This is a genomic window from Klebsiella africana, assembly GCF_020526085.1.
GTDB classification, from domain to species: Bacteria; Pseudomonadota; Gammaproteobacteria; order Enterobacterales; family Enterobacteriaceae; genus Klebsiella; species Klebsiella africana.
In genome coordinates, this window is sequence record NZ_CP084874.1 from 26,145 (window position 1) to 50,116 (window position 23,972).

The 23,972-nt window shown below is 58.7% G+C and carries 26 protein-coding genes; 16 read left to right on the forward strand and 10 right to left on the reverse strand.

The annotated features are described in order from the left end of the window. Positions 1-6 precede the first annotated feature (6 nt). The 3 genes from LGL98_RS00130 to LGL98_RS00140 all read right to left on the reverse strand — a co-directional run bounded on the left by LGL98_RS00130 (position 7) and on the right by LGL98_RS00140 (position 1,283). Positions 7-453 (reverse strand): GNAT family N-acetyltransferase, encoded by a 447-nt coding sequence (locus tag LGL98_RS00130; RefSeq protein ID WP_002923294.1) that lies wholly within the window; start codon positions 451-453, stop codon positions 7-9. 90 nt (positions 454-543) lie between these two features. Beyond that, positions 544-663 (reverse strand): type I toxin-antitoxin system toxin TisB, encoded by a 120-nt coding sequence (tisB, locus tag LGL98_RS00135; RefSeq protein ID WP_004145059.1) that lies wholly within the window; start codon positions 661-663, stop codon positions 544-546. A 452-nt stretch (positions 664-1,115) separates the two neighbouring features. Next, positions 1,116-1,283, reverse strand: a complete 168-nt coding sequence (locus LGL98_RS00140; RefSeq protein WP_168435295.1) for a hypothetical protein — start codon at positions 1,281-1,283, stop codon at positions 1,116-1,118. A gap of 12 nt (positions 1,284-1,295) precedes the next feature. Here LGL98_RS00140 and ivbL point away from each other — a divergent pair, with 12 nt between their 5' ends. From ivbL to uhpT, 7 genes are all read left to right on the forward strand, one after another. Continuing rightward, on the forward strand, positions 1,296-1,391 hold the full coding sequence (ivbL, locus tag LGL98_RS00145; protein ID WP_002923286.1) for an ilvB operon leader peptide IvbL: 96 nt from the start codon (positions 1,296-1,298) through the stop codon (positions 1,389-1,391). A gap of 104 nt (positions 1,392-1,495) precedes the next feature. After that, positions 1,496-3,184 carry an acetolactate synthase large subunit gene (gene ilvB / locus LGL98_RS00150; protein ID WP_136031666.1) on the forward strand — a complete coding sequence of 563 codons (1,689 nt, stop codon included), beginning with the start codon at positions 1,496-1,498 and terminating at the stop codon, positions 3,182-3,184. A 3-nt stretch (positions 3,185-3,187) separates the two neighbouring features. Next, the gene (gene ilvN, locus LGL98_RS00155; protein WP_002923283.1) at positions 3,188-3,475 is read left to right on the forward strand and encodes an acetolactate synthase small subunit; all 288 of its coding nucleotides are present in this window, start codon (positions 3,188-3,190) and stop codon (positions 3,473-3,475) included. A gap of 152 nt (positions 3,476-3,627) precedes the next feature. Further along, entirely contained in the window at positions 3,628-4,221 is a 594-nt protein-coding gene (gene uhpA / locus LGL98_RS00160) for a response regulator transcription factor UhpA (protein WP_136031668.1), read from the forward strand. Between the two features lie 17 nt (positions 4,222-4,238). Continuing rightward, a complete protein-coding gene (gene uhpB, locus LGL98_RS00165) occupies positions 4,239-5,720 on the forward strand; it encodes a signal transduction histidine-protein kinase/phosphatase UhpB (protein ID WP_168435297.1) in 1,482 nt (493 codons plus the stop codon). 11 nt (positions 5,721-5,731) lie between these two features. Beyond that, positions 5,732-7,060, forward strand: a complete 1,329-nt coding sequence (locus LGL98_RS00170) for an MFS transporter (protein WP_136031672.1) — start codon at positions 5,732-5,734, stop codon at positions 7,058-7,060. A 145-nt stretch (positions 7,061-7,205) separates the two neighbouring features. Next, positions 7,206-8,597 carry a hexose-6-phosphate:phosphate antiporter UhpT gene (gene uhpT, locus LGL98_RS00175; RefSeq protein WP_136031674.1) on the forward strand — a complete coding sequence of 464 codons (1,392 nt, stop codon included), beginning with the start codon at positions 7,206-7,208 and terminating at the stop codon, positions 8,595-8,597. A gap of 47 nt (positions 8,598-8,644) precedes the next feature. On the opposite strand, the gene LGL98_RS00180 is transcribed toward uhpT, so the two are convergent. After that, the gene (locus LGL98_RS00180; protein WP_020805049.1) at positions 8,645-9,550 is read right to left on the reverse strand and encodes a LysR family transcriptional regulator; all 906 of its coding nucleotides are present in this window, start codon (positions 9,548-9,550) and stop codon (positions 8,645-8,647) included. Positions 9,551-9,655: 105 nt separating this feature from the next. On the opposite strand from LGL98_RS00180, the gene LGL98_RS00185 reads away from it, so the two are divergent. The 3 genes from LGL98_RS00185 (at position 9,656) to nepI (ending at position 12,159) form a co-directional block, all read left to right on the forward strand. Further along, positions 9,656-10,108 (forward strand): DUF1198 family protein, encoded by a 453-nt coding sequence (locus LGL98_RS00185; protein WP_135781748.1) that lies wholly within the window; start codon positions 9,656-9,658, stop codon positions 10,106-10,108. Positions 10,109-10,210: 102 nt separating this feature from the next. Next, entirely contained in the window at positions 10,211-10,735 is a 525-nt protein-coding gene (locus LGL98_RS00190) for an SRPBCC family protein (protein ID WP_020805057.1), read from the forward strand. Positions 10,736-10,965: 230 nt separating this feature from the next. Further along, the gene (gene nepI / locus LGL98_RS00195) at positions 10,966-12,159 is read left to right on the forward strand and encodes a purine ribonucleoside efflux pump NepI (protein WP_136031676.1); all 1,194 of its coding nucleotides are present in this window, start codon (positions 10,966-10,968) and stop codon (positions 12,157-12,159) included. Here the strand turns inward: nepI and phnX are convergent. Together phnX and phnW are read right to left on the reverse strand one after the other, a co-directional pair. Then, positions 12,156-12,965 carry a phosphonoacetaldehyde hydrolase gene (phnX, locus tag LGL98_RS00200; RefSeq protein ID WP_136031677.1) on the reverse strand — a complete coding sequence of 270 codons (810 nt, stop codon included), beginning with the start codon at positions 12,963-12,965 and terminating at the stop codon, positions 12,156-12,158. The genes nepI and phnX overlap by 4 nt on opposite strands. A 9-nt stretch (positions 12,966-12,974) precedes the next feature. Continuing rightward, positions 12,975-14,078: a 2-aminoethylphosphonate--pyruvate transaminase gene (gene phnW / locus LGL98_RS00205; RefSeq protein WP_136031679.1), complete on the reverse strand. Its 1,104-nt coding sequence runs from the start codon at positions 14,076-14,078 to the stop codon at positions 12,975-12,977. A 141-nt stretch (positions 14,079-14,219) separates the two neighbouring features. Here phnW and phnR point away from each other — a divergent pair, with 141 nt between their 5' ends. From phnR to phnV, 5 genes are all read left to right on the forward strand, one after another. After that, on the forward strand, positions 14,220-14,939 hold the full coding sequence (gene phnR, locus LGL98_RS00210) for a phosphonate utilization transcriptional regulator PhnR (protein ID WP_136031684.1): 720 nt from the start codon (positions 14,220-14,222) through the stop codon (positions 14,937-14,939). 178 nt (positions 14,940-15,117) lie between these two features. Next, positions 15,118-16,131: a 2-aminoethylphosphonate ABC transporter substrate-binding protein gene (phnS, locus tag LGL98_RS00215; RefSeq protein ID WP_136031686.1), complete on the forward strand. Its 1,014-nt coding sequence runs from the start codon at positions 15,118-15,120 to the stop codon at positions 16,129-16,131. A 5-nt stretch (positions 16,132-16,136) separates the two neighbouring features. After that, complete coding sequence (gene phnT / locus LGL98_RS00220) at positions 16,137-17,249, forward strand: 2-aminoethylphosphonate ABC transport system ATP-binding subunit PhnT (protein ID WP_136031688.1); 1,113 nt, start codon at positions 16,137-16,139, stop codon at positions 17,247-17,249. Continuing rightward, the gene (phnU, locus tag LGL98_RS00225) at positions 17,249-18,109 is read left to right on the forward strand and encodes a 2-aminoethylphosphonate ABC transporter permease subunit (protein ID WP_136031697.1); all 861 of its coding nucleotides are present in this window, start codon (positions 17,249-17,251) and stop codon (positions 18,107-18,109) included. Before phnT ends, phnU begins: the two co-directional genes overlap by 1 nt. 2 nt (positions 18,110-18,111) lie before the next feature. Continuing rightward, a complete protein-coding gene (phnV, locus tag LGL98_RS00230) occupies positions 18,112-18,909 on the forward strand; it encodes a 2-aminoethylphosphonate ABC transport system, membrane component PhnV (RefSeq protein ID WP_004145044.1) in 798 nt (265 codons plus the stop codon). Between the two features lie 198 nt (positions 18,910-19,107). Here the strand turns inward: phnV and LGL98_RS00235 are convergent, their stop codons facing one another. The 4 genes from LGL98_RS00235 to LGL98_RS00250 all read right to left on the reverse strand — a co-directional run bounded on the left by LGL98_RS00235 (position 19,108) and on the right by LGL98_RS00250 (position 22,680). Next, positions 19,108-20,487 (reverse strand): carbohydrate porin, encoded by a 1,380-nt coding sequence (locus tag LGL98_RS00235; RefSeq protein ID WP_080786278.1) that lies wholly within the window; start codon positions 20,485-20,487, stop codon positions 19,108-19,110. Positions 20,488-20,631: 144 nt separating this feature from the next. Further along, positions 20,632-20,934 carry a PTS lactose/cellobiose transporter subunit IIA gene (locus tag LGL98_RS00240; protein ID WP_002923158.1) on the reverse strand — a complete coding sequence of 101 codons (303 nt, stop codon included), beginning with the start codon at positions 20,932-20,934 and terminating at the stop codon, positions 20,632-20,634. Positions 20,935-21,031: 97 nt separating this feature from the next. Further along, on the reverse strand, positions 21,032-22,354 hold the full coding sequence (locus LGL98_RS00245) for a PTS sugar transporter subunit IIC (RefSeq protein WP_136032224.1): 1,323 nt from the start codon (positions 22,352-22,354) through the stop codon (positions 21,032-21,034). Positions 22,355-22,365: 11 nt separating this feature from the next. After that, entirely contained in the window at positions 22,366-22,680 is a 315-nt protein-coding gene (locus LGL98_RS00250) for a PTS sugar transporter subunit IIB (RefSeq protein ID WP_025713757.1), read from the reverse strand. Between the two features lie 293 nt (positions 22,681-22,973). On the opposite strand from LGL98_RS00250, the gene LGL98_RS00255 reads away from it, so the two are divergent. Next, entirely contained in the window at positions 22,974-23,915 is a 942-nt protein-coding gene (locus tag LGL98_RS00255) for a LacI family DNA-binding transcriptional regulator (protein WP_136032228.1), read from the forward strand. Positions 23,916-23,972: the final 57 nt, after the last annotated feature.

Genomic DNA, 23,972 nt, shown 5'->3' on the forward strand with positions numbered 1-23,972 from the left:
CGGGGACTAAAGCGAACAAAACAGGCGATGCGTCACCCGTGGCTCATCGTACACCGGGCGAAAACCAAGCCTTTCATAAAAGGGCCAGGCCTGCGCCGGGGCATGGGTGTTGAGAAAATCGAACCAGGCGCTGGAGTGGGTGATAACCGAGACCAGCAGCTGTTGGCCGATCCCCCGGCGTCGGTAGCGTTCGCTGATGTAGAGGTGGCGAATGCGCCCGGCCCGCGGCTGCGGACTGAAGGGATCGCTATTGATGCCGCATACCCCTACCAGCTGGTGGTTCACAAAGGCGCCCAGCAGCGTTTCGCCCGGCGCGTTAAAGCGGTTTTTGCCGCTCTGCCAGTTTTCCGCCAGGCGGCGCAGCATATTGAAATGCTGTTCAAGGCTTTCAATTCGTAGCGCCGCGAACCCCGGGGCATCCGGCGTCGTGGCGGCAATTAACAGGGGTGGCATAGCATCCTCCATCAAGTCATCCCGGGACGCCCGGCGGGCGCCTGCAGGGGGGCGGTTTCCCGCCCCCCTCAGGTGCGACTTGAACCTGAATCAGCGGAACTGTTTCAGGACTGCATCAAGTAGTTGCAACACAGCAACCATGAGTTTCAGGATCAAAATAATAATATCCATTCCGCCCATACGCGCGTCTCCTGTGGTTAAGGAGCACAATAAGCTGACGTACCTTTCCGCTGCCCGTTGCCAGCTTATCCCTGCCTGTCGCTGGCGGCGTCTGCCCTGGCCGATAGTTTGTCCTTTCCATGGACGGCTTCCCGGCCCGCCGCCTGCAACGACAGGGGTGCGCAGCGCTGAGCCATGCGTTGCCGCGCGGGCCAGACACTGCACGTTGTTGACGTAACACAGTGTGCTCTCTCGGGGTTAAGGCACTGACGGCACCACCCGTTTCAGCCAGGACTTCGTTGCGCCGGTCAAACTTGCGGCCCCCGAATGGCACAAAGTGAACACACCCAGTATAGATAAACACTGTATGGATGAACAGTATTTTTTGGACAAATCCGCCCCTCTCATCCATACTCTATGACAGAGAAAAACCGACCTTAAATTGCGCGAACTGCAGCGATCGCGTATACTTTTGGCGTTGACGTAATACAGTGTGCTTGCGGCTACCAACTGTAACCATGCTGATAAAAACCTCGCTCCGGCGGGGTTTTTTGTTTTCTGCCCTTTTGCGCCGAACTGTGATCTTTCGCGCAAATTTTCGTGGATGAAAATAAATCCATTGTGAAAACGTAAAACCTGTGTTTGTATAAATTCAGCTTATTTATTGACACAACAGGTCCCTAATGAACGCAACCCTGATCGCTTCGACCCTACTAAAAACCGCGCCTGCCGCGGTGGTCGTCGTGTCTGTGGTGGTCGTCGTCGGCAATGCGCCGTAGGGTCCGGAACAACACGAATTCCAAACCCCGCCGGCGCAAACCGAGCGGGGTTTTTTGTTGGCGAGCCCCCCGGTAAAGTCGGCCCAGAAGAAAAGGACTGGAGCATGGCAAGTTCGGGCACCACATCAAACACAATGCGCTTTACCGGCGCGCAGCTGGTTGTTCATTTACTGGAACGCCAGGGTATCACTATGGTTAGCGGCATTCCGGGCGGCTCCATCCTGCCTATCTATGATGCCTTAAGCCAAAGCACGCAGATCCGCCATATCCTGGCGCGCCACGAGCAGGGCGCGGGCTTTATCGCCCAGGGAATGGCGCGTACAGAAGGCAAACCGGCGGTCTGTATGGCCTGCAGCGGCCCGGGGGCGACGAATCTGGTGACGGCGATTGCCGATGCCCGCCTGGACTCGATTCCGCTGGTCTGCATTACCGGCCAGGTGCCAGCCTCGATGATCGGTACCGACGCTTTCCAGGAAGTCGATACCTACGGCATCTCTATCCCCATCACTAAGCATAACTATCTGGTGCGCGATATCGCCGAGCTGCCGCAGGTGATCAGCGACGCCTTCCGTATTGCTCAGTCCGGGCGTCCCGGGCCGGTGTGGATAGACATTCCTAAGGATGTGCAGTCGGCGACGATTGAACTGGAAACGCTGCCAGAGCCGGGAGAACGCGCCCCGGCCCCGGCATTCGCGCCTGAAAGCGTGCGTGAGGCGGCGGCGATGATCAACGCGGCGAAGCGTCCGGTGCTCTATCTGGGCGGCGGGGTGATTAACGCGCCGCAGCCGATTCGCGAGCTGGCGGAAAAAGGCAACCTGCCGACCACCATGACCCTGATGGCGCTGGGCATGCTGCCGAAAGCGCATCCGCTGTCGCTGGGGATGCTGGGGATGCACGGCGCGCGCAGTACCAACTTCATTCTGCAGGAAGCGGATTTACTGATTGTTTTAGGCGCGCGTTTTGATGACCGGGCGATTGGCAAGACCGAACAGTTTTGCCCGAATGCGAAAATTATCCACGTCGATATCGACCGCGCTGAGCTGGGCAAAATCAAGCAACCGCACGTGGCGATTCAGGGCGATGTGGCGGAGGTCTTGGCCCAGCTTATTCCGCAAATTGAGGCGCAGCCGCGTGATGAGTGGCGCCAGCTGGTGGCTGATTTACAAAGAGAATTCCCCTGCGCCATCCCGCAGGAAAGCGATCCGCTCTCCCATTACGGCCTGATTAACGCCGTGGCCGCCTGCGTTGACGATGAGGCGATCATTACCACCGATGTGGGCCAGCATCAGATGTGGACGGCGCAGGCCTATCCGCTCAACCGTCCGCGCCAGTGGCTGACTTCCGGCGGTCTCGGTACCATGGGCTTCGGCCTGCCGGCGGCCATCGGCGCGGCGCTGGCGAATCCGCAGCGCAAGGTTATCTGCTTCTCCGGCGATGGCAGTCTGATGATGAATATTCAGGAGATGGCCACCGCCGCTGAAAATCAGCTGGATGTCAAAATTATCCTGCTGAACAACGAAGCGCTGGGGCTGGTGCATCAGCAGCAGAGCCTGTTCTATCAGCAGGGCGTTTTTGCCGCCACCTATCCGGGGATGATTAACTTTATGCAGATCGCCGCCGGTTTTGGTCTGCAAACCTGTGATTTAAATAACGAAGCCGATCCGCAGGCGGCGCTGCAGGCGATCATCGACCGTCCGGGGCCGGCGCTGATCCACGTGCGCATCGACGCGCAGCAGAAAGTGTATCCGATGGTACCGCCGGGTGCGGCCAATACTGAAATGGTGGGGGAATAAGCCATGCAAAAACAATGTGATAACGTCATTCTGGAACTCACCGTCCGCAACCACCCCGGCGTCATGACCCACGTCTGCGGTCTATTTGCCCGCCGGGCGTTTAACGTCGAAGGCATTCTCTGTCTACCGATTCAGGGCAGCGAACACAGCCGTATCTGGCTGCTGGTAAACGACGATCAGCGTCTCGGGCAGATGATTAGCCAGATTGAAAAGCTGGAAGATGTCACTAAAGTGGCGCGCAACCAGTCCGATCCCACCATGTTTAACAAAATTGCGGTGTTCTTCGAGTAAATCGCGCAAGGCTTGAACGGTAAGGTGCTTATGGTTAAGGTAAGCGCCTTTGCCGGATGGCGCTGCGCTTATCCGGCCTACAGGGAGTGGATCCGTAGGCCAGATAAGGCGTTTACGCCGCCATCCGGCGCTTTCAGGCACCAGGACATACCATGACTATCATCGCCCTTATTGACGATCATTTGATTGTCCGCTCCGGTTTTGCACAGCTGCTGGGGCTGGAAGCTGATTTTCAGGTTGTTGCCGAATTTGGTAGCGGCCGCGAGGCGCTGGCGGGGCTACCGGGGCGCGGTGTACAGGTCTGTATCTGCGATATCTCAATGCCGGATATTTCCGGGCTGGAGCTGCTCAGCCAGCTGCCGAAGGGGATGGCGACCATCATGCTGTCGGTGCACGATAGCCCGGCGCTGATCGAGCAGGCGCTGAACGCCGGCGCGCGCGGCTTCCTGTCGAAACGCTGTAGCCCGGATGAACTGATCGCCGCGGTGCGCACGGTGGCGGCGGGCGGTTGCTATCTCACGCCGGATATCGCCATGAAGCTGGCCGCCGGGCGCCAGGATCCGCTCACCAAACGCGAACGCCAGGTGGCGGAAAAGCTGGCGCAGGGGATGGCGGTGAAAGAGATCGCCGCCGAGCTCGGCCTGTCGCCGAAAACCGTTCACGTTCACCGCGCCAACCTGCTGGAAAAACTGGGCGTCAGCAACGACGTTGAGCTGGCGCGCCGCATGTTCGATAGCTGGCAATGAAGGCCGTTGTATCACGCTTGCTGTCGGTGATCGGCTGCGCCTTTATCTTCTCCGCAGCCTGGTTTTGCCTGTGGAGTATCAGTCTGCATCTGGTGGAACGCGCGGATTTAGCGGTGCTGCTGTTTCCCTTTGGCCTGCGTTTAGGGCTGATGCTGCAATGCCCGCGCGGCTACTGGCCGGTGCTGCTGGGAGCCGAGTGGCTGCTTATCTTCTGGCTGGCGCAGGAAGTGGCGCTGGCGCACCCGATAATATTGGTGACCGGAAGTCTGCTGACCCTGCTACCGGTGGCGTTGATTTCACGCTATCGCCATCAGCGCGACTGGCTGACGCTGCTGCGCCAGGGCGGAGCGCTGATCGCCGCCGCGCTGCTGCAATCGCTGCCGTGGCTGGCGCAAGGGAGCGAAGGATTGACCGCGCTACTGTTAACGCTGACCGGTGGTCTGACGCTGGCGCCGACCTGCCTGGTTATCTGGCACTATCTTACCAGTACCGTCTGGCGGCCACTGGGGCCGGCGCTGGTGGCGCAGCCGGTCAACTGGCGTGGGCGGCATCTGATCTGGTACCTGCTGTTATTCACCATTAGCCTGTGGCTGCAGCTTGGGCTGCCCGCCGAGCTCTCCCGCTTTACCCCTTTTTGTCTGGCGTTGCCGATTATCGCTCTCGCCTGGCACTACGGCTGGCAGGGGGCGCTGATCGCCACCCTGATGAACGCCATCGCGCTGATTGCCAGCCAGACCTGGCACGATCACCCGGTTGATTTATTGCTTTCCCTGCTGGCCCAGAGCCTGACCGGGCTGCTGCTGGGGGCGGGGATCCAGCGATTGCGCGAGCTGAACCAGTCGCTACAGAAGGAGCTGGCGCGAAATCGGCGGCTGGCGGAACGCCTGCTGGAAACGGAAGAGAGCGTGCGCCGTGACGTGGCGCGCGAGCTCCATGATGATATTGGCCAGACTATCACGGCGATTCGCACTCAGGCGGGGATCGTCCAGCGGCTGGCGCCGGGCAACGCCAGCGTACGCCAGAGCGGCCAGTTGATAGAACAGCTGTCGCTGGGGGTTTACGACTCCGTACGAAGGCTGCTTGGTCGTCTGCGTCCGCGCCAGCTTGACGATCTGCCGCTGGAGCAGGCGATACGTTCGTTGATGCGCGAAATGGAGCTGGAAGACCGCGGCATCGTTAGCCACCTTGAATGGCGGATTAACGAGGCGGGACTGAGCGAAAACCAGCGCGTGACGCTGTTTCGCGTTTGCCAGGAGGGGCTGAATAATATCGTCAAGCACGCCAGCGCCAGCGCCGTCACCCTCCAGGGCTGGCAGCAGGATGGGCGATTGATGCTGGTGCTGGAAGATGACGGTTGCGGCCTGCCGCCGGGCTCGAATCTGCAGGGGTTCGGCCTGACCGGCATGCGTGAACGCGTGACCGCCCTGGGCGGTACGTTAACTATCTCCTGCACACATGGTACCCGCGTGTGCGTCAATTTACCGCTGCGTTACGCCTGAGAGGAGCGCCGATGTTTGCCTTTTTAAAAGCGCCGCCGGACGCCGCGCCAGTTAGCGATAAACGCGAGCTGGACGAGCGCTATCGTTACTGGCGTCGGCATATCCTGCTTACCATCTGGCTTGGCTATGCGCTGTTTTATTTTACCCGCAAAAGCTTTAATGCCGCGGTTCCTGAAATTCTTGCCAGCAACGTGCTGACCCGCAGCGATATCGGCCTGCTGGCCACGCTATTTTACATCACTTACGGGCTGTCGAAATTTCTCTCCGGTATCGTCAGCGACCGCTCCGACGCCCGCTATTTTATGGGGCTGGGACTCATCGCCACCGGCGTGGTGAATATTCTGTTCGGTTTTTCCACCTCGCTGTGGGCTTTCGCGCTGCTGTGGGCGCTGAATGCCTTCTTCCAGGGCTGGGGCTCGCCGGTCTGCGCCCGGCTGCTGACGGCCTGGTATTCGCGGACTGAACGCGGCGGCTGGTGGGCGCTGTGGAATACCGCGCATAACGTCGGCGGCGCGCTGATCCCGATGGTGGTGGGGGCGGCGGCGCTGCATTACGGCTGGCGTGCGGGGATGACGATTGCCGGCTGTCTGGCAATCCTCGCCGGACTGTATTTGTGCTGGCGGCTGCGCGATCGCCCGCAGGCGGTGGGGTTACCCGCCGTGGGCGACTGGCGTCACGATGCGCTGGAAATCGCCCAGCAGCAGGAAGGCGCTGGGCTGACGCGCAAGGAGATCCTGACCCGCTACGTGCTGGCCAATCCCTATATCTGGCTGCTGTCGCTGTGCTATGTGCTGGTGTACGTGGTACGGGCGGCAATTAACGACTGGGGCAATCTGTATATGTCGGAGACGCTCGGCGTCGATCTGGTGACCGCTAACTCGGCGGTGACCATGTTTGAGCTGGGCGGTTTTATCGGCGCGCTGGTGGCGGGGTGGGGCTCGGATAAGCTGTTTAACGGCAATCGCGGGCCGATGAACCTGATCTTCGCCGCCGGAATTTTGCTGTCGGTTGGCGGGTTGTGGCTGATGCCGTTCGCCAGCTATGTCATGCAGGCGGCCTGCTTCTTCACCACCGGGTTCTTCGTCTTCGGCCCGCAGATGCTGATCGGCATGGCGGCGGCGGAATGTTCGCATAAAGAAGCCGCTGGGGCGGCAACCGGGTTTGTCGGCCTGTTCGCTTATCTTGGCGCCTCGCTTTCCGGCTGGCCGCTGGCGCAGGTGATGGATATCTGGCACTGGACCGGATTCTTCGTGGTGATTGCGATTGCCGCCGGCATTTCCGCGCTGCTGCTGTTGCCGTTTTTAAACGCGCAGGCGCCGCGTACCGCCAGCGAAGCGTGATGTAGCTCACCCTTTGGCCGCGAACGGGGCAAAACTAAGAAATTTTCCCGGTTTTACCTGGACGCCGTCTCAGGCCAGACGGCGCGCTGATTTTTACAATGCCTGGTTATTACGCAGGCATAAAAAATCAGCTCAGGAGATACCCATGCTGGCCTTTCTGAATCAGGTGCGCAAGCCGACCCTGGATCTGCCGCTCGATGTGCGGCGCAAAATGTGGTTCAAACCTTTCATGCAGTCCTATCTGGTGGTCTTCATCGGCTACCTGACCATGTATCTGATCCGCAAGAACTTTAACATCGCGCAGAACGACATGATCTCCACCTACGGGTTGAGCATGACGCAGCTGGGGATGATTGGCCTCGGCTTTTCCATCACCTACGGCGTGGGCAAGACGCTGGTCTCTTATTATGCCGACGGCAAAAACACCAAGCAGTTCCTGCCGTTTATGCTGATCCTCTCCGCCATCTGTATGCTGGGCTTTAGCGCCAGCATGGGGGCGGGTTCAACCAGCCTGTTCCTGATGATTGCCTTCTATGCGCTGAGCGGCTTTTTCCAGAGCACCGGCGGTTCGTGCAGCTATTCCACCATCACCAAGTGGACGCCTCGCCGCAAACGCGGCACCTTCCTCGGCTTCTGGAATATCTCCCACAACCTCGGCGGCGCGGGCGCGGCGGGCGTTGCGCTGTTTGGCGCCAACTATCTGTTCGACGGCCACGTGATCGGCATGTTTATCTTCCCGTCGATTATTGCGCTGATCGTCGGCTTTATCGGTCTGCGCTACGGTAGCGATTCGCCGGAATCCTACGGCCTCGGCACGGCGGAAGAGCTGTTCGGCGAAGCGATCAGCGAAGAGGACAAAGAGACTGAAGAAAATGCGATGACCAAGTGGCAGATCTTTGTTGAGTACGTGCTGAAAAACAAAGTGATCTGGCTGCTGTGCTTCTCCAACATCTTCCTTTACGTGGTGCGTATCGGTATCGATCAGTGGTCCACCGTGTATGCCTTCCAGGAGCTGAAGCTGTCTAAAGAGGTGGCGATTCAGGGCTTTACCCTGTTTGAAGTCGGCGCGCTGGTTGGCACATTACTGTGGGGCTGGTTGTCGGATCTGGCCAACGGCCGCCGCGCGCTGGTGGCCTGCATCGCGCTGGCGCTGATTATCGCCACCCTTGGGATTTACCAACACGCCAGCAACCAGTACGTCTATCTGGCCTCGTTGTTTGCGCTGGGCTTCCTGGTGTTTGGTCCGCAGCTGTTGATCGGCGTCGCCGCCGTCGGCTTTGTGCCGAAAAAAGCGATCGGCGCCGCCGATGGAATCAAGGGTACCTTCGCCTATCTGATCGGCGATAGCTTCGCCAAACTGGGTCTCGGGATGATCGCCGACGGCACGCCGGTCTTCGGCCTGACCGGCTGGGCCGGCACCTTTGCGGCGCTGGACGCCGCCGCCATCGGCTGTATCTGCCTGATGGCCATCGTGGCTATCTTTGAAGAGCGTAAAATTCGCCGCGAGAAAAAGAACCGTATTTTGCAGACTGCCTGATTCACCAGGTATTTGGTAACCTTGCCCGGCCATTGCGCCGGGCTTTTTTATCGTTCCTGCTGGCTGGTTTGCAGCAGCAGCTCCCGCAGCCACTGTTGAGCCGGGTCGCGATGATTGCGTTCGTGCCAGGCCATACTTTTGGTAAAACCGGGGATCGCTAGCGGCGGAGCAGCGATTTTCATGCCGCTGGCCATTTTCGCCAGCCTGCGTGGTACTACGGCAATCATTTCACTCACCGCCAGCACTTCCGGCAACACCAGAAAACTGCTGACCGACAATCCTACTCGCCGGGTCCGACCAAGCGCCGCCAGTGCGTCGTCGGTCACGCCGCGAAAGCTATCGCCCTGCCATGAAACCAGAACATGTTCCAGCGCACAGAAACGGTCTAGCGTTAGCGGCTGGTTGGCCTGTGGATGGTCTTCGCGCAGCAGACAGACATACTCTTCCTGATACAGCGCCCGGCTGTGCAGTTCCGGCGGCGTATCGTGGGGCGTTAACAACGCAATATCCACTTCACCGCGTTCGGTCTGTGCCAGCAGCGTGGCCGGAGATTCGGGAATAATGCGCACGCGGATACCCGGCGCCATTGGCTTCAGCGCGGCGATAAATGGCACGATCACCGCTTTCAACGCATAATCCGTCGCGGCGATGGTCCAGGTGAAATCAGCCTCCAACGGATCGAAAACGACCGGTTGTAGCAGGGTTTCAGCATCGGTCAGCAGTTGCTTTACCGGAGCCGCCAGCGCCTGGGCGCGCAGCGTCGGCACCATGCCGTGCGGGGCGCGGATAAACAGCGGGTCATTAAAGGCGTCGCGCAGGCGAGTGAGCATGCCGCTGACCGCCGGCTGGGTGAGTGCCAGCCGCGCTGCCGCCCGGGTCACGCTGCGCTCATCGAGCAACGCATCCAGGGCTTTAAGCAGGTTGAGATCAAGGTTTCTGATATCAGATTTCATGATAGCCATCCGCAAACGCGATAAGTCACATTATGGTACGTCCGCCAGTCGACAGCAGGCAAATTCCCATTATGATAGTGAGGCCGCGATTGGATGAGAGGATGCATGATCTGGATAGGACTGGCCACCCTGGTAGTGGTGTTTGTTGTGGGATTTCGGGTGCTTACCTCTGATTCACGCCGCGCGATCCGCCGCCTGAGCGAACGCCTTGGCATTACGCCCGTCCCGCTGGAATCGATGATCGATCAGCTGGGAAAAGCCGCCGGTAATGAGTATTTGCGTTACCTTGAGCGGCCGAATGAAGCGCATCTGCAGAATGCCGCGCAGGTGCTGCTGATCTGGCAGGTTGCGATTGTCGACGCCAGCGAAAAAAACCTGCATTACTGGTATCGCCTGATGCAAAAAGCGCGTTTAGCGGCGCCGATTACCGACGTGCAAATCCGTCTGGCGCAAGGGTTTCTGCGCGAACTGGACCCGGATGTGAGCGATTTGCATAACCTACAGCAGCGCTATAACGACCTGTTTCTCCCGGAAGACGGCGTGCACTGGTTGCACTGATATCACTGCTGCTTATGAGCCTTATCAAGGATGGTGATTCGATTTATATCACTCTCCGGCGCATGATTAACCTCGTTAAAACAATCGTTCACGAGGTTAATCATGAAACAGTCTCTACAGCAAAGCGCAATCGTCTGGCCGGAAGAGTATCTGCCGGGCACCACCGACAATTTTGCCTCCAATGAAATTATCGTCAGCGGCCTGACGGCAGCTCAGATTTGGGCGCAGCTCGATGACACCACGCTGTGGCCGGGCTATTACAGCAACGTTGCCGATATCCATTTCCATGACGGCAGCGGCCCGACCCTCAGCGCCAACGCCCGCTTCAGCTTCAGCACCTTCGGCTTCCCGATTGAGGCGCAGATTACCGAATATGTTCCTCCCGTTGCCGGACAGGCGGCGCGCGTAGCCTGGCACGGCTGGGCGGAGGGAGATGCAACAACGCGTCTTGATGTGATCCACGCGTGGCTGTTTGAAGATTTGCCCGGCGGACGCGTGCGCATCCTCACCCAGGAGTCGCAAAAGGGCGTTCCGGCGCAGGAACTGGCGCGTACGTTGCCCAATCCGATGATTAACGGTCACCAGGAATGGATTTGCGGGCTGGTGAAATCGGCTCGCGGCGAGTAAATCCGAGTGCCGGATGGCGGCTGCGCCTTATCCGGCCTACGGTTTCCGCACTCGTCACTTGTAGGCCGGATAAGCGTAAGCGCCATCCGGCAGAATGGCGAAGGCTATATTCTCAGGCTATCCCTTTGTATCATGCCGTGAAAAGCGAGAATAGTTGCGAAAACGTTAAATTCGTCACAAACAAAATGTTACACTGCGCGGCTTTCCGCCACTTTCTTCGCAGGTCACTCATGAGTCATTCAAATGAAGCCAAACCCCATGCACGCGATCTCGCGCGGCCAAACTGGTCGGCGGTCTTCGCGGTTGCTTTCTGCGTCGCCTGCCTGATTACCGTCGAGTTTTTGCCAGTCAGTCTGCTAACGCCGATGGCGCTGGATTTAGGCATCTCCGAAGGGATGGCCGGGCAGTCGGTAACGACGACAGCATTCGTCGCGATGTTTTCCAGCCTGTTTATCACCACGGTGATAGGTAAAACCGATCGCCGCTACGTCGTTATTCTGTTTTCGCTGCTGCTAACCCTTTCCTGCCTGCTGGTTTCGTTTGCCGATAGCTTCACCCTGCTGCTGCTGGGGCGCGCCTGTCTGGGCCTGGCGCTCGGCGGTTTCTGGGCAATGTCGGCCTCGCTGACCATGCGTCTGGTGCCGATGCGCGTGGTGCCGAAAGCGCTATCGATTATCTTCGGCGCGGTATCCATCGCGCTGGTGATCGCCGCCCCGTTGGGCAGTTTCCTTGGCGGGCTTATCGGCTGGCGCAACGTCTTTAACGGCGCGGCGGTGATGGGCGTGCTGTGTACGCTCTGGGTGCTGAAAGCGCTGCCATCGCTGCCCGGTGAATCGGCGGCTCAGCAGCAAAATATGTTTGGTCTGCTGAAGCGTCCGGGGGTGATGGCCGGAATGTGCGCCATTTTCATGGCCTTTGCCGGGCAGTTCGCCTTCTTTACCTATATTCGACCGGTATACATGACGCTCGCCGGTTTTGACGTCGACGGCCTGACGCTGGTGCTGCTGAGCTTTGGTATCGCCAGCTTTATCGGCACCTCGCTCTCCTCGGTGCTGCTCAAACGCTCGGTGAAAGCGGCGCTGGCGATCTCGCCGCTGGTGCTGACCGCCTGCGCGGCGGCGCTGGTGCTGTGGGGAGAAAGCAAAATCGTCGCCTCGACGGTGGCGATTATCTGGGGCTTCGCGTTTGCGCTGATCCCGGTGGGGTGGTCAACGTGGATCACCCGTTCCCTCTCCGATCAGGCGGAAAAAGCCGGGTCGATTCAGGTGGCGGTGATCCAGCTTGCCAACACCTGCGGCGCCGCGGTCGGCGGCATTGCGCTCGACCACTTAGGGCTGCTGTCGCCGCTGGTGTTGTCAGGAATATTAATGTTGTTTACCGGCCTGCTGGTGGCGACCAAAGTGAAGGTGAATTCACCCGCTTAAGGCCGTTCGCCTTTTGCCAGCCGGGCGTTGATGTCGGCAATCACTTCCGGAAGGTCCGCCAGGGTATCAACCACATAATGCGCCCCGGCGGCATACAGTTTGCCTGCCGCCCGCTCGCGGCGGGTGGCGATTTCCGCTTTCGACATCGTCTGGTACGCCTCCCAGGTTGCGCCGAATTCGTTACCGGACACCGCCAGGCCGACGCTCCACATCCCGGCATGTAACCCTTCGCTAATGCCCGGTGCGGCGTCATCGACTTTCACGCAGTGGGCCACATCGTCTATGCCCAGGGTAATCACGTTCTGCAGCGCCATCCACGGGCCCGGACGACCGCCGGCGGCAAGGTCATCGGTGGCGACCCAGTGGTCCGGGGCGTAGCCCTGGGCGGCGGCGGCCGGTACCAGCTTTTCCATCACCGGGCGTGGATAACCTGAGCAGGAGCCGATCTTCAGGCCCTCGGCGCGCAGCGCGGCGAGGGTATCGACCACGCCGGCAATCGGTGCGGAAAAATCGACAACCTTAGCGATTTGCAGCGGCATAAACGCGGCATAGATCGCATCGATATCGGCGGCAGTCATCGCGCGGCCAAATTTGGCCTGCCAGCGGCGATCGACAGCAGGGAGTTTGCCCAGCGCCTCAATGTGCTGCCATTTACCAAGCCCCATCGGCACGCGGGCCTCTTCAAGAGTGATTTCAATATCGAAGGCCTGGCGGAAGGCCTCGACGAAAATTTGCGTCGGGGCGAAAGAGCCGAAGTCTACGGTGGTGCCTGCCCAGTCAAGGATCAGTGCGCTAATACGGTTCATGGCGGTTCCTTATTGTTTCCAGTACATGGCGTTGTCGATAGCCGCCAGCAGGGCGGTGATATCGGCGTCGTAGACTTCGCCAATGTTGCCGATGCGGAAGCAGTCGCTTTGCGATACTTTGCCCGGATAGATAACGAAGCCCTGATCTTTCAGCTTCTGGTAAAAGGTGTGAAAGCGATACTGCGGCGCATCCGGTGAATAAAAGGCGGTAATGATCGGCGAGTGCAGGCTGTCGTCGAGCAGCGGCCGGAAGCCGAGCGCGCGCATCCCGGCGACCAGACGGCGCTGATTGTTGCGGTAGCGCCGATAGCGGGCGCTGATGCCGCCTTCCTGGGCCAGCTCTTTCAGCGCCTGGGCGAAGGCCAGCACGGTATGCGTCGGCGAGGTGAAGCGCCACTTGCCGTGGTTATCTTCCATGCAGCGCCACTGGGCGTACAGATCCAGCGACAGCGAGCGCGAACGGCCTTTGCAGGCGGCCAGCTCCGCTTCACGGGCAATCACGAAGGCAAAGCCCGGCACGCCCTGAATGCATTTATTGGCGGAGCTTATCAGGTAATCAATATTCAGCGCGGCGATATCCAGTGGAATGCCGCCGAAGCTGCTCATCGCATCGACGATATAGCGTTTATCATACTGTTTCGCCAGTTCGGCCACCTCTTCGATCGGATTCAGCATGCCGGTGGTGGTTTCGCTGTGTACCATCGCGATATGGGTGATCGCCGGGTCGTTCTGCAGGATCTGTTCGATCGCCGCCGCGTCCGGACGGGCAACTTCGCCGCAGTCGTAAGGGTGGCAGGCGATGCCCATCAGCTGCGCCATCTCAATCATACGCGCGCCATAGGCGCCATTGCTGACGATCAGCACTTTGCCCTGTTCGCCGATGACGCTGCCGAGCACCGCTTCGACCGCGTAGCTGCCGCTGCCCTGCAGCAGCACCGCGGTATAACCGTCGGCCGGGGTAGCCAACTGCACCAGTTGCTGGCGAATGGTCTGTACCACGCCGAGATTGTAATCATCATCCCAGGTACAGCTATCGAACAACATCGCCTCTTTCACCGTACGGGAGGTGGTTAACGGGCCGGGGGTCAGCAGCAGGTAATTCCGTGAAGTCATTTGTCTCACCATTTGGTCTATACCAGATTTATGTTTATCATGGAGACAAAGCTGGGGAAGGGTCAAAGGAAATGTGGCGCTGCAACAAAAAATTCATCTGGCTATGTATAATGAGCGCACGAAAAGTGGCAGTGAGTAAACATGAAATCACCCTCTGGCGAGATGCCGCAATACCTGATGATTAAGGCGCAGCTGCAGGCGCGTATTCAAAGCGGCGCCCTCAAAAGCGGCGACAAGCTGCCTTCCGAGCGCGAGCTGTGCGCGCTGTTCAACACGACCCGGATTACGGTACGCGAGAGCCTGGCGCAGCTGGAGGCCAGCGGCGTGATTTACCGCGCCGACCGCCGCGGCTGGTTTGTGACGCCGGAGCGTCTATGGCTGGATCCGACGCAAAATACCAACTTCCACAAGCTGTGTCTCGAGCAAGGGCGCGAACCGAAAACGGTGCTGCTTGATGGCCGCCTGGCTGCCGTGCCGCTGGACGTAATGGCGCCGCTGGCGCTGCAGCCCTTCGATCAGGTCTATTTGCTGACCCGCCTGCGCTATGCCGACGGGCGTCCGGTGTGCTACTGCGAAAACCACTGTCTGCCCGCGCGGGTGCCTGAGCTGCTGCGCCATGATCTCAACGGCAGTCTGACCGAGATTTATCAAACTCAGTACGACCTGATCTATACCAGTATGCATCTGTCGTTTTATCCCACCTCCATGCCGCCGCAGGCCGCCGAGGCGTTGGGGGTGATGGAAGGGCGCCCGGCGCTGCTGTTGCGCCGTCTGAATTACGATCAGCATGGGCGTATTCTCGACTACGATATTGAATACTGGCGGCATGACAGCCTGCGGATCGAAGTCGATACCCATTGATTTTATTAGTTAAATTTTTTCATCTCCCCGGTGGCGCTAGCGCTTACCGGGGCTACGCATCCCGCTCGTTTTAACTCCTTCGACACACTTCTTTCATCGTTTTGTCATAAATCCACGGTAGCGTGAAGACAAATCTGGTCTACACCAGAACAACTGACTATCTGATGAGGCTTATACGATGAAACTCTCCCGACTTGCTCTGCTGTCCCTGTTCGCGCTGACCAGCTCTCCGGTTTGGGCGGACGGCGTCGTCACGGTTTACTCCGCCGACGGCCTGCATGACGGCGATAACAGCTGGTATCAGAGCCAGTTCGCTGCCTTCACCAAAGCGACGGGCATCAAAGTGCAGTATGTGGAAGGCGGCTCCGGCGCGATCGTCGAACGTCTGGCGAAGGAGCGTACCAATCCGCAGGCTGACGTGCTGGTCACGGTGCCGCCGTTTATCCAGCGCGCCGCGAAAGAACAATTGCTGGCCACCTTTACCCCGCAAGGTAGCGCGCAGATCCCCGGCGCTAACGACCGCTACGCGCCGCTGGTGAACAACTATCTGACCTTCATCTATAACAGCCAGTTGCTGAAAACCGCGCCGGCCAGCTGGCAGGATCTGCTGGATAGCCGCTTTAAGAACAAGTTGCAGTACTCCACGCCGGGCCAGGCGGGGGATGGCACCGCCGTGATGCTGCAGGCGTTCCACAGCCTCGGCGGTAAAGACGCCGGTTTTGCTTATCTGGGTAAGCTGCAGGCCAATAATGTCGGCCCATCGGCCTCGACCGGCAAGCTGACGGCGCTGGTCAACAAAGGCGAGCTGTACGTCGCCAATGGCGATCTGCAGATGAACCTGTCGCAGATGGCGCGTAACCCGAACGTTAAAATTTTCTGGCCGGCGGATGACAAAGGCGAGCGCAGCGCGCTGGCGCTGCCCTACACCATCGGACTGGTGCAAAACGGACCGAACAGCGAAAACGGCAAGAAGCTGATTAATTTCCTGCTGGATAAACCGGCGCAATCCAGCGTCAGCGCGCGCTCCTGGGGCTTACCGGTGCGCAACGACGTGGCGCCGGATGACGCTAACTTTAAGGCGGCGAAAGCGGCGCTCGACGGCGTGAAGCGCTGGGAGCCGAACTGGGATGATGTCGCGGTATCGCTGTCGGCTGACATTGCCCGCTGGCATAAAGTGACCGATAGCGAGTAAGCCTGATGTTGATGAAAACCACCGTCACTTCTTCCCCGTCGCTGGCGGGGACGTCCGGGATCACCCTGGACTCGCTGCGTGTTTCATATCACGGCAACGTGGTCTTAAAACCGCTGTCATTGACCATTGAGCCCGGTGAGGTACTGGCGCTGATAGGCCCTTCCGGTTCCGGGAAAACCACGGTGCTACGGGCGATTGCCGGTTTTGTGCAACCGGCTGGCGGGCGGATCCTGATCGGCGATACAGACGTCACTCAACTGCCGCCGTATAAACGCGGGCTGGCGATGGTGGTGCAGAACTACGCGCTGTTTCCGCATATGAAGGTGGAAGATAACGTCGCTTTCGGCCTGCGGGCGCAAAAGCAGCCCAGGGGGCTTATCGCCGAGCGGGTGGCTGAAGCCTTAAAAATCGTCGGTATGGCGGATTACGCCACCCGCTACCCGCATCAGCTTTCCGGTGGCCAGCAGCAGCGCGTCGCGATAGCCCGCGCGATTGCCGTGCGTCCTCGGGTATTGTTGCTTGATGAACCGCTGTCGGCGCTGGATGCGCAAATTCGTCATAACATGGTGGAAGAGATTGCCCGTCTGCATCGCGAACTGCCGGAACTGACCATTCTCTACGTCACCCACGATCAGACCGAAGCGCTGACCCTGGCGGACAAAATCGGCATCATGAAAGACGGGTCGCTGATTGCCCACGGTGAAACGCACGAGCTGTACCACTATCCGCCGAACCGCTTTAGCGCCGAATTCCTTGGCCGCGCCAATATCCTGCAGGCGACGGCGCTGAAAGACAGCCCCGAGCCGGGGCTGGTTAGCGTGAGCTGCGGCGGCGGGCTGATTAACGCCTTCAGCCGGGGCGGCCTGCATGGCAACAACAAGCTGTTATGCATTCGCCCGCAGCACATGAGCCTGGCGCCGCGATCGGCAACCAGTAATCGCCTCAACGCTACCCTGACCTCGGTACACTGGCAGGGCGATCTGACGCATCTGCTGTGCGACGTCGCGGGCGAAGCGGTGCGGATCGTCATGACCCACGTCAACCCACTGCCGCGCGCGGGGGACAAGCTGGCGCTCTACTTCGAACCTGGCGATGCGGTTCTGATCGAGGTGCAATGATGGCGCAAACCCTCACGCTTGCGCGTCCGGCGCGAAACTTACGGCCTTACCTGTGGCTGGTATTGCCGCTGCTGGTGCTGGCGACGCTGTTTTTCTATCCGCTACTGCTAATCGCCGAACAGGCACTACGCGACGCCGACGGCAACCTGAGCCTCGAGACCTTCTGGCAGGTGATTGACTCAAAACGCTTTATTGGCGCGCTGCTCAATACCTTACAGATTGCAGTGTTCGCTACCCTTGGCTGCCTGGTGCTCGGCAGCGTCCTGGCGCTGATTCTGGTGTTTATTCCGTTCCCCGGCAGCCAACTGGTGGGCCGGTTCATTGATACTTTTATTGCGCTGCCGACCTTCCTGATTACTCTCGCGTTCACCTTTATTTACGGCTCGGCGGGGCTGCTCAACGGCGCCCTGATGGCGCTGTTTGCTTTTGAACTGCCGCCGGTAGACTTTCTCTATTCAATAAACGGCGTGATTCTGGCGGAGATTACCGTCTTTACGCCGCTGGTGATGCGCCCGTTGATGGCGGGATTGCGGCAGATAGATAAGAGCCAGCTGGAAGCGGCGAGTATTCTCGGCGCTCACCCGTTACGGGTGATTACCCAGGTTATCTTCCCGGCGGCGCTCCCGGCGCTGATGGCGGGCGGCAGCCTGTGCCTGCTATTGACCACTAACGAGTTCGGGATCGTGCTGTTTATTGGCGCCAAAGGGGTTAATACCCTGCCGATGATGGTCTACAGCAAGGCGATTCTGGAGTCGGATTACAGCGTGGCCTGCATGATTGCGCTGATGAATATTCTGCTGTCGCTGGGGCTGTTTATGCTCTATCGGCTGGCTGCGGCGCGCACTGGCGTAAGGAGTTAACGATGTTGATTTGGTCGCGTAAAGGCCGCGCGGCGGCGGGCGCGCTGGCGGTCACGCTCTTTGCCGGCGTTTTCCTGCTGCCGCTGGCGGTGATTTTACTCTCCAGCCTGAGTAAACAATGGAATGGCCTGTTGCCCACCGGCTTTACCTTTGCCCACTTTGTTAACGCCTTTCGCGGCGCGGCGTGGGATTCGCTGTTTTCGAGCCTGATGGTGGGCTTCTGCGCCAGCCTGCTGGCGCTGCTGTGCGGGATGTGGGCGGCGCTGGCGCTGCGCCAGTATGGCGCGACGCTACAGAAATATCTTGGCCTGGCGTTTTATCTGCCCAGCGCCATCCCCTCGGTATCCGTCGGGCTGGGCATTCTGGTGGCCTTCAGCCAGGGGCCGCTGCAGATGAACGGCACCTTCTTTATCGTCCTGGCGGCGCACTTCGTGCTGATCTCCGCCTTTACCTTCAGCAACGTAACGACCGGGCTGGCGCGGATTTCCGCTGATATTGAAAACGTCGCCTCCAGCCTGGGCGCTTCACCGTGGTATCGCTTGCGTCATGTGACGCTGCCGCTGATGACGCCGTGGATGATCTCGGCGCTGGCGCTGAGCCTGTCGTTGTCGATGGGAGAGTTAGGGGCGACGGTGATGATCTATCCGCCGGGCTGGACGACGCTGCCGGTGACCATTTTCAGCCTCACCGATCGCGGCAATATCGCCGATGGCTCGGCGCTGACCATTGTGCTGGTGGGCGTCACGCTGCTGTTGATGATGAAGCTTGAGCGTATCGCCCGCCGATTAAGCCAGAGATAAAGAATTGATGACGCCACCAGGGCACGGGTCTGACTGCCCGGCGGTGCTGCGCTTGCCGGTCCTGGGGTGGAGCCCGCAGGAAGGAACATAGGCCGGATAAGGCATATATGCCGCCATCCGGCATAAATGGAGCGCACCAGTCGTAGCCCGGCTAAGCGTAGCGCCAGCCGGGAACGCTCTTTCAACAACGCTATCGCATCAGAACCACGCCTCAAACATCCCGCCGACGTTCAGCGAATCCAGCTGCTGGTCCTGGGTGCCGTTCACCTTCGCGGTGTGCTCGTTGTCCACCTGGCCGCCGGTCACGTAGAAGCGCAGCATCGGGCGGAACTCCGGCCCCATGCCGATGGCGATGTTCTGCGACAGCGTCAGCTTCCAGCCGTGGTTATCCCCGCCCTGGTCGTAATCCACGCGCTGGTAGCCCGCTTCCAGCCAGGTGGAGTGCACATCGTTCCAGAAGTACATCGGCCGGACGATGGCACCGTAGTTTTTACGGTTGTCGGTGTTGTCCTTGCCGTTGTCGTAGTCGTGGAAGGCCAGCAGGTATTCGATCTGCGCCTGCTGGGTGAACTTATGGCTGCCCTCGAAGCTGGCGTAGACCGTGGTCAGGTCGTCGGTTTTGTTATAGACGCTGTTATCCGAGTTGTCGGAGTAGCGCAGGATCACCTTGTTCACCCCGCTGTCGTTGGTGTGGCTTAGCACCAGGCCGCCCTGCCAGGCTTCGAGACGCGCGTCGCTGTCCACCGCCTTCGAGTCAAAGCCGTAGTTGGCGTACACCTCGACGTCGATCGGCCCGGCCTTGATGTTGTGGGTTTTGGTGGTCAGCGCGTAGTGGCCGTTGTCGCCGGTGTCGGAGCTGCCGGTACAGGTGATGCGCGACGGGTTGGTCTCGTCGGCCATCACTTCCGGGCTACAGGATTTCACCTGCGACACCGCCGCCACGTCGAACTGCACGCCGCCGATATCAAAGTTCTTCACCCCGGCGCCCTGGCCGTCGTGGTTCATCCAGAAGTAGTCGTTGATCCCCTGTTGCGGACGCTGGTGGAAGTCGCGGCCGGCCCAGATATAGGCGTTGGGGTTGGATTCCAGCACGTTGGTGACGCCGACGTAGGCTTTCTTCAGGTTAACTTCATCGCTCCAGTGGTCGAACATCACGTTGAGATCCCAGATAGCCCCCTGCGCGCTTTTGAAGGCCTTGCTGATCTGGAATTCGCCGCCGTTGCTTTCGTTGCCGAGACGGCCGATCGCCGAGGCGCCGTTATAGGAGCCGTCGACGCCGACATATTTCTGGTCGCCGGTCTGGAAGTGGGCGCCATAGCGGGCGTAGCCGCTGAACTTGAGGCCAAACGGAATGGCCATATCCGGCGAGGCGGCGGTGGTCTGCGGGTTGGTGATCACGTCGACCTTTTTGTCGGCTGCGGCGTCGATTTTCGCCTGGCGGTCGGCCAGCGCTTTATCAACGGCTTTGGCGACGATGGCGTCGATCTGTTCCTGCGTAAATTCTTGCGCCATGACAGAAATTGGGCACAGCGCGGCGACAACCGCCATGGCTAAAGGCAGTTTTTTTACAGTATTCATGGTTATCTCGCTTTAATAATTAATATATTTCAGATAATAACCATCCCATTCTGGCTAAAATAAATAACCAAAATAAGCTGATTTGTTTTTTAGGGTACAGCGACGCCGGAGAATAATATTCTCGCTGACGTTATTCCATATTAATTAACGCTGGTACAGATGGATTAATTCCTCTGAGAATTCACGGGCCAGCAGCGAATTCATCAGATGATCCTGGGCATGTACCATAATCAGCGTCATGGGTTGACGCGCTTCACCGGCATCCTGCCCGATGAGCTGGGTTTGCATCTGATGCGCCCGGCGGGCGTAGCCGTCGGCCTCGTTTAAGAGTAAGCGCGCTTCGTCGATATTTCCGGTTCGGGCCGCATGCAGCGCTTCAAAACATAATGAGCGTGACTGTCCCGCATTAACGATAATTTCCATTACCGCATCTTCTAATTCAATCATGTGTATTCCTGAGGTATTTATTATTTAATAATGCAGGGAAAGTCCATTTTCTGCATTATTACGCTGTCATCTTATTATCTCTCCGGAAGGAGAGGGATTAGCTAACGGTTTCTGCTACCGGAACGCTATTTTTGGCTTTCTCAACTTCGGTTTTCATTAAGGAACGTTCATAGGCGCGCAGGAACGGCAGGTAAATGACCGCCGACATCACCATGCAGATAACGCACATCACCACCGGACTCAGGGTCCAGTTAGCCGCCCACGAGGCGCCAATCGGGGCCGGCGTGGTCCACGGCGTCAGCGACACTACCTGGCTCAGCCAGCCAAGACGGGTTGCGCCGTAAGCCAGCACCGCGTTGACCATCGGTACGCAGACGAAGGGGATAAACATCATCGGGTTCATGATGATCGGCGCCCCGAACAGGATCGGCTCGTTGATATTAAAGAAGCTCGGCACGATGCCCATCTTGCCGATGGTCCGCAGATGGGTAGCCCGACTACGCAGCAGCAGGAAAGCCAGCGGCAGGGTCGAACCGACGCCGCCAATCAGCAGATAGTGATCCCAGAAGCCCTGCAGATAGACGTGCGGCAGTACCGTACCCGCCGCCAGCGCCGCCTGGTTTGCCGACAGGTTGGCCATCCAGAACGGGTTCATAATGCCGGTGACAATCAGCGAGCCGTGGATCCCGGCGAACCAGAAAATCTGGCACATCAGAATGGAGAGCAAAATCGCCGGCAGCGAGTCGGAGGCGGAAACCAGCGGCTCCAGCAGATGCATGATCGCCTGCGGCAGGATCATCCCGGTCTGCGCTTCGATAAACAGGTTCAGCGGATGCAGAGTGGCGATAACCACCAGCACCGGGATCAGGATTTCAAACGAACGGGCAACGCCGGTCGGCACCTCTTTCGGCAGGCGAATAGTAATGTTGTTTTGCTTCAGCCACGCGTAGACGCGGGTGGAGTAAATGGCGGTGATCAGGGCGGTGAAAATGCCCTGGCCGGACAGATACTGAGTGGAAATTTTGCCATCGGCATAGGGCGCGGCGACCAGCAGGAAGGCCATAAACGCCAGCAGACCGGACATCACCGGATCGAGCTGAAACTGACGACCGAGGCTGGCGCCAATGCCGACCGAGATAAAGAACGTCATCACGCCCATGCTGAGGTTAAACGGCAGCATCAGCTGTTCGCGGTAATGCTGGGAGAAATCGAGCCAGCCGCGGGCAAAGCCGTTGGTGGTATCGGGGGAAAACGGCGGAAAGATAAATACCAGCATGAAAGAGCCGATGATCATAAACGGCAAGGCGGCAGTAAAGCCATCGCGGATCGCGATAACGTATTTCTGCTGCCCAAGGCGTCCTGCCAGCGGAGTAATAGATTGCTCGATCACGGCAATCATGGACTGATACAGAGAACTCATTTCAACACCTCTCAGTGCGCCGCTGGGATCAGCGACAGAGCATAATTCAGGACGTTGTCTCCCCGCTGCATACCGTAGTCCATCGTATCGATGGGCTGAACGGGAATGTTCAGGGAAGCCGCTTTCTCAGACAGGGTTTTCAACATGTATTTCACCTGGGGGCCAAGCAACACCACCTGATACTGCGGAAACTGCATGTCAAATTCGGAAACACCATAGGCATCAATCTGCACCGGCAGGTCACGTTCCTTCGCCGCCTCCACCATCTTTCTGACTAGCAGACTGGTGGACATCCCGGCAGAGCAGCACAGCATAATCTTGTACATCGACGACCATCCTCAAAATGTAAAAAGTTATTGCGTGGGTGATTTGATATCAGACGGAAACCGGTTTCCATTCATAAAAAGCAGAACTGTGATAGTGGTCAAGATCTCCTGCTTATGGGGCGGATTTATTGGATTTCGCTCACATTATTCTGTCGATTTGGCGATGTTTTGCGCTGAAATGGAAAATCGGTTTCCAAACAAATGGCGAAATGGATATACTGCGCTGGTCATAATTGAAGCGATTCAGGTTTACAGGATTTTGGCGGGACGCGGCGCCCGCGCAGGGGAAAATGATGTCGACAATCAATGATGTTTCACGACTTGCCGGGGTTTCCAAAGCCACGGTGTCGCGAGTGTTGAGCGGCTCACGTGGCGTGAAGGAAGCCAGTCGTCAGGCGGTGCTGCAGGCAGCGGAAGCGCTCAATTACCGGCCAAACATGATAGCCCAGTCGTTGCTCAGCCAGTCCACCGGCTGCATCGGCGTCATCTGCGCCCAGGACAACATCAATCAAACTACCAGCTATCTCTACGCCCTGGAAAAACAGCTCAGCCAGCACCAGAAACACCTGCTGCTGCGCTTCGCCAACACCAGCCACGGCGTGATGAACTCGCTGGAGGAGTTGACCTGCGGGCTGTGCGATAACGTGCTGATCATCGGCGCACGTTTCCCCCTGAATATTAACCGCCCGGACGTGGTGCTGGTGGACTGCCTTGACAGCGAGGGCGACAACAGCATTCAGTACGATCATGCCTTTGCCGCTGAAACCGCGTGCCACTATCTGATTAGCCAGGGGAGACGGCAGATTGCGCTGATTCATCCGCAGAGCAGCGGCTTTGCCGATCAGGTGCTGCTGGGCTACAAGCACGCGCTGGAAAAAAACTTTTTGCCGTTTAACCGCAATCTGGTGTTCCTGGATAACACTTCGCCGTCGGTGGCGGTGCAGGAGCTGGTCAATAACGCCACGACGCTGAACTTTAACGCGCTACTGGTGAGCGATGAGCTGCAGGCGCAGCGCGTGGTGCCGCAGCTGCAGGCGTTTAACCGCGCCGTTCCGCAAAATGTCATGGTGTTTAGCCTCGCCGGATCGTTACAGCTGCCCGGTATCCCGACTATCCCGGCGATTGAATATTCCATGGACGCGATGGCGTCGCGGATCGTCAACTGGCTGACCGAGAAAACGGACAACCCGGGCGGCAGCCCGCTGCGCGGCGATTTAATTATTCCGAAGCACTAAACACCACTCTTGCCCTGACCCGCCGCCGTTGGCTGCGGGTTTTTTTGTTGGCTGGTT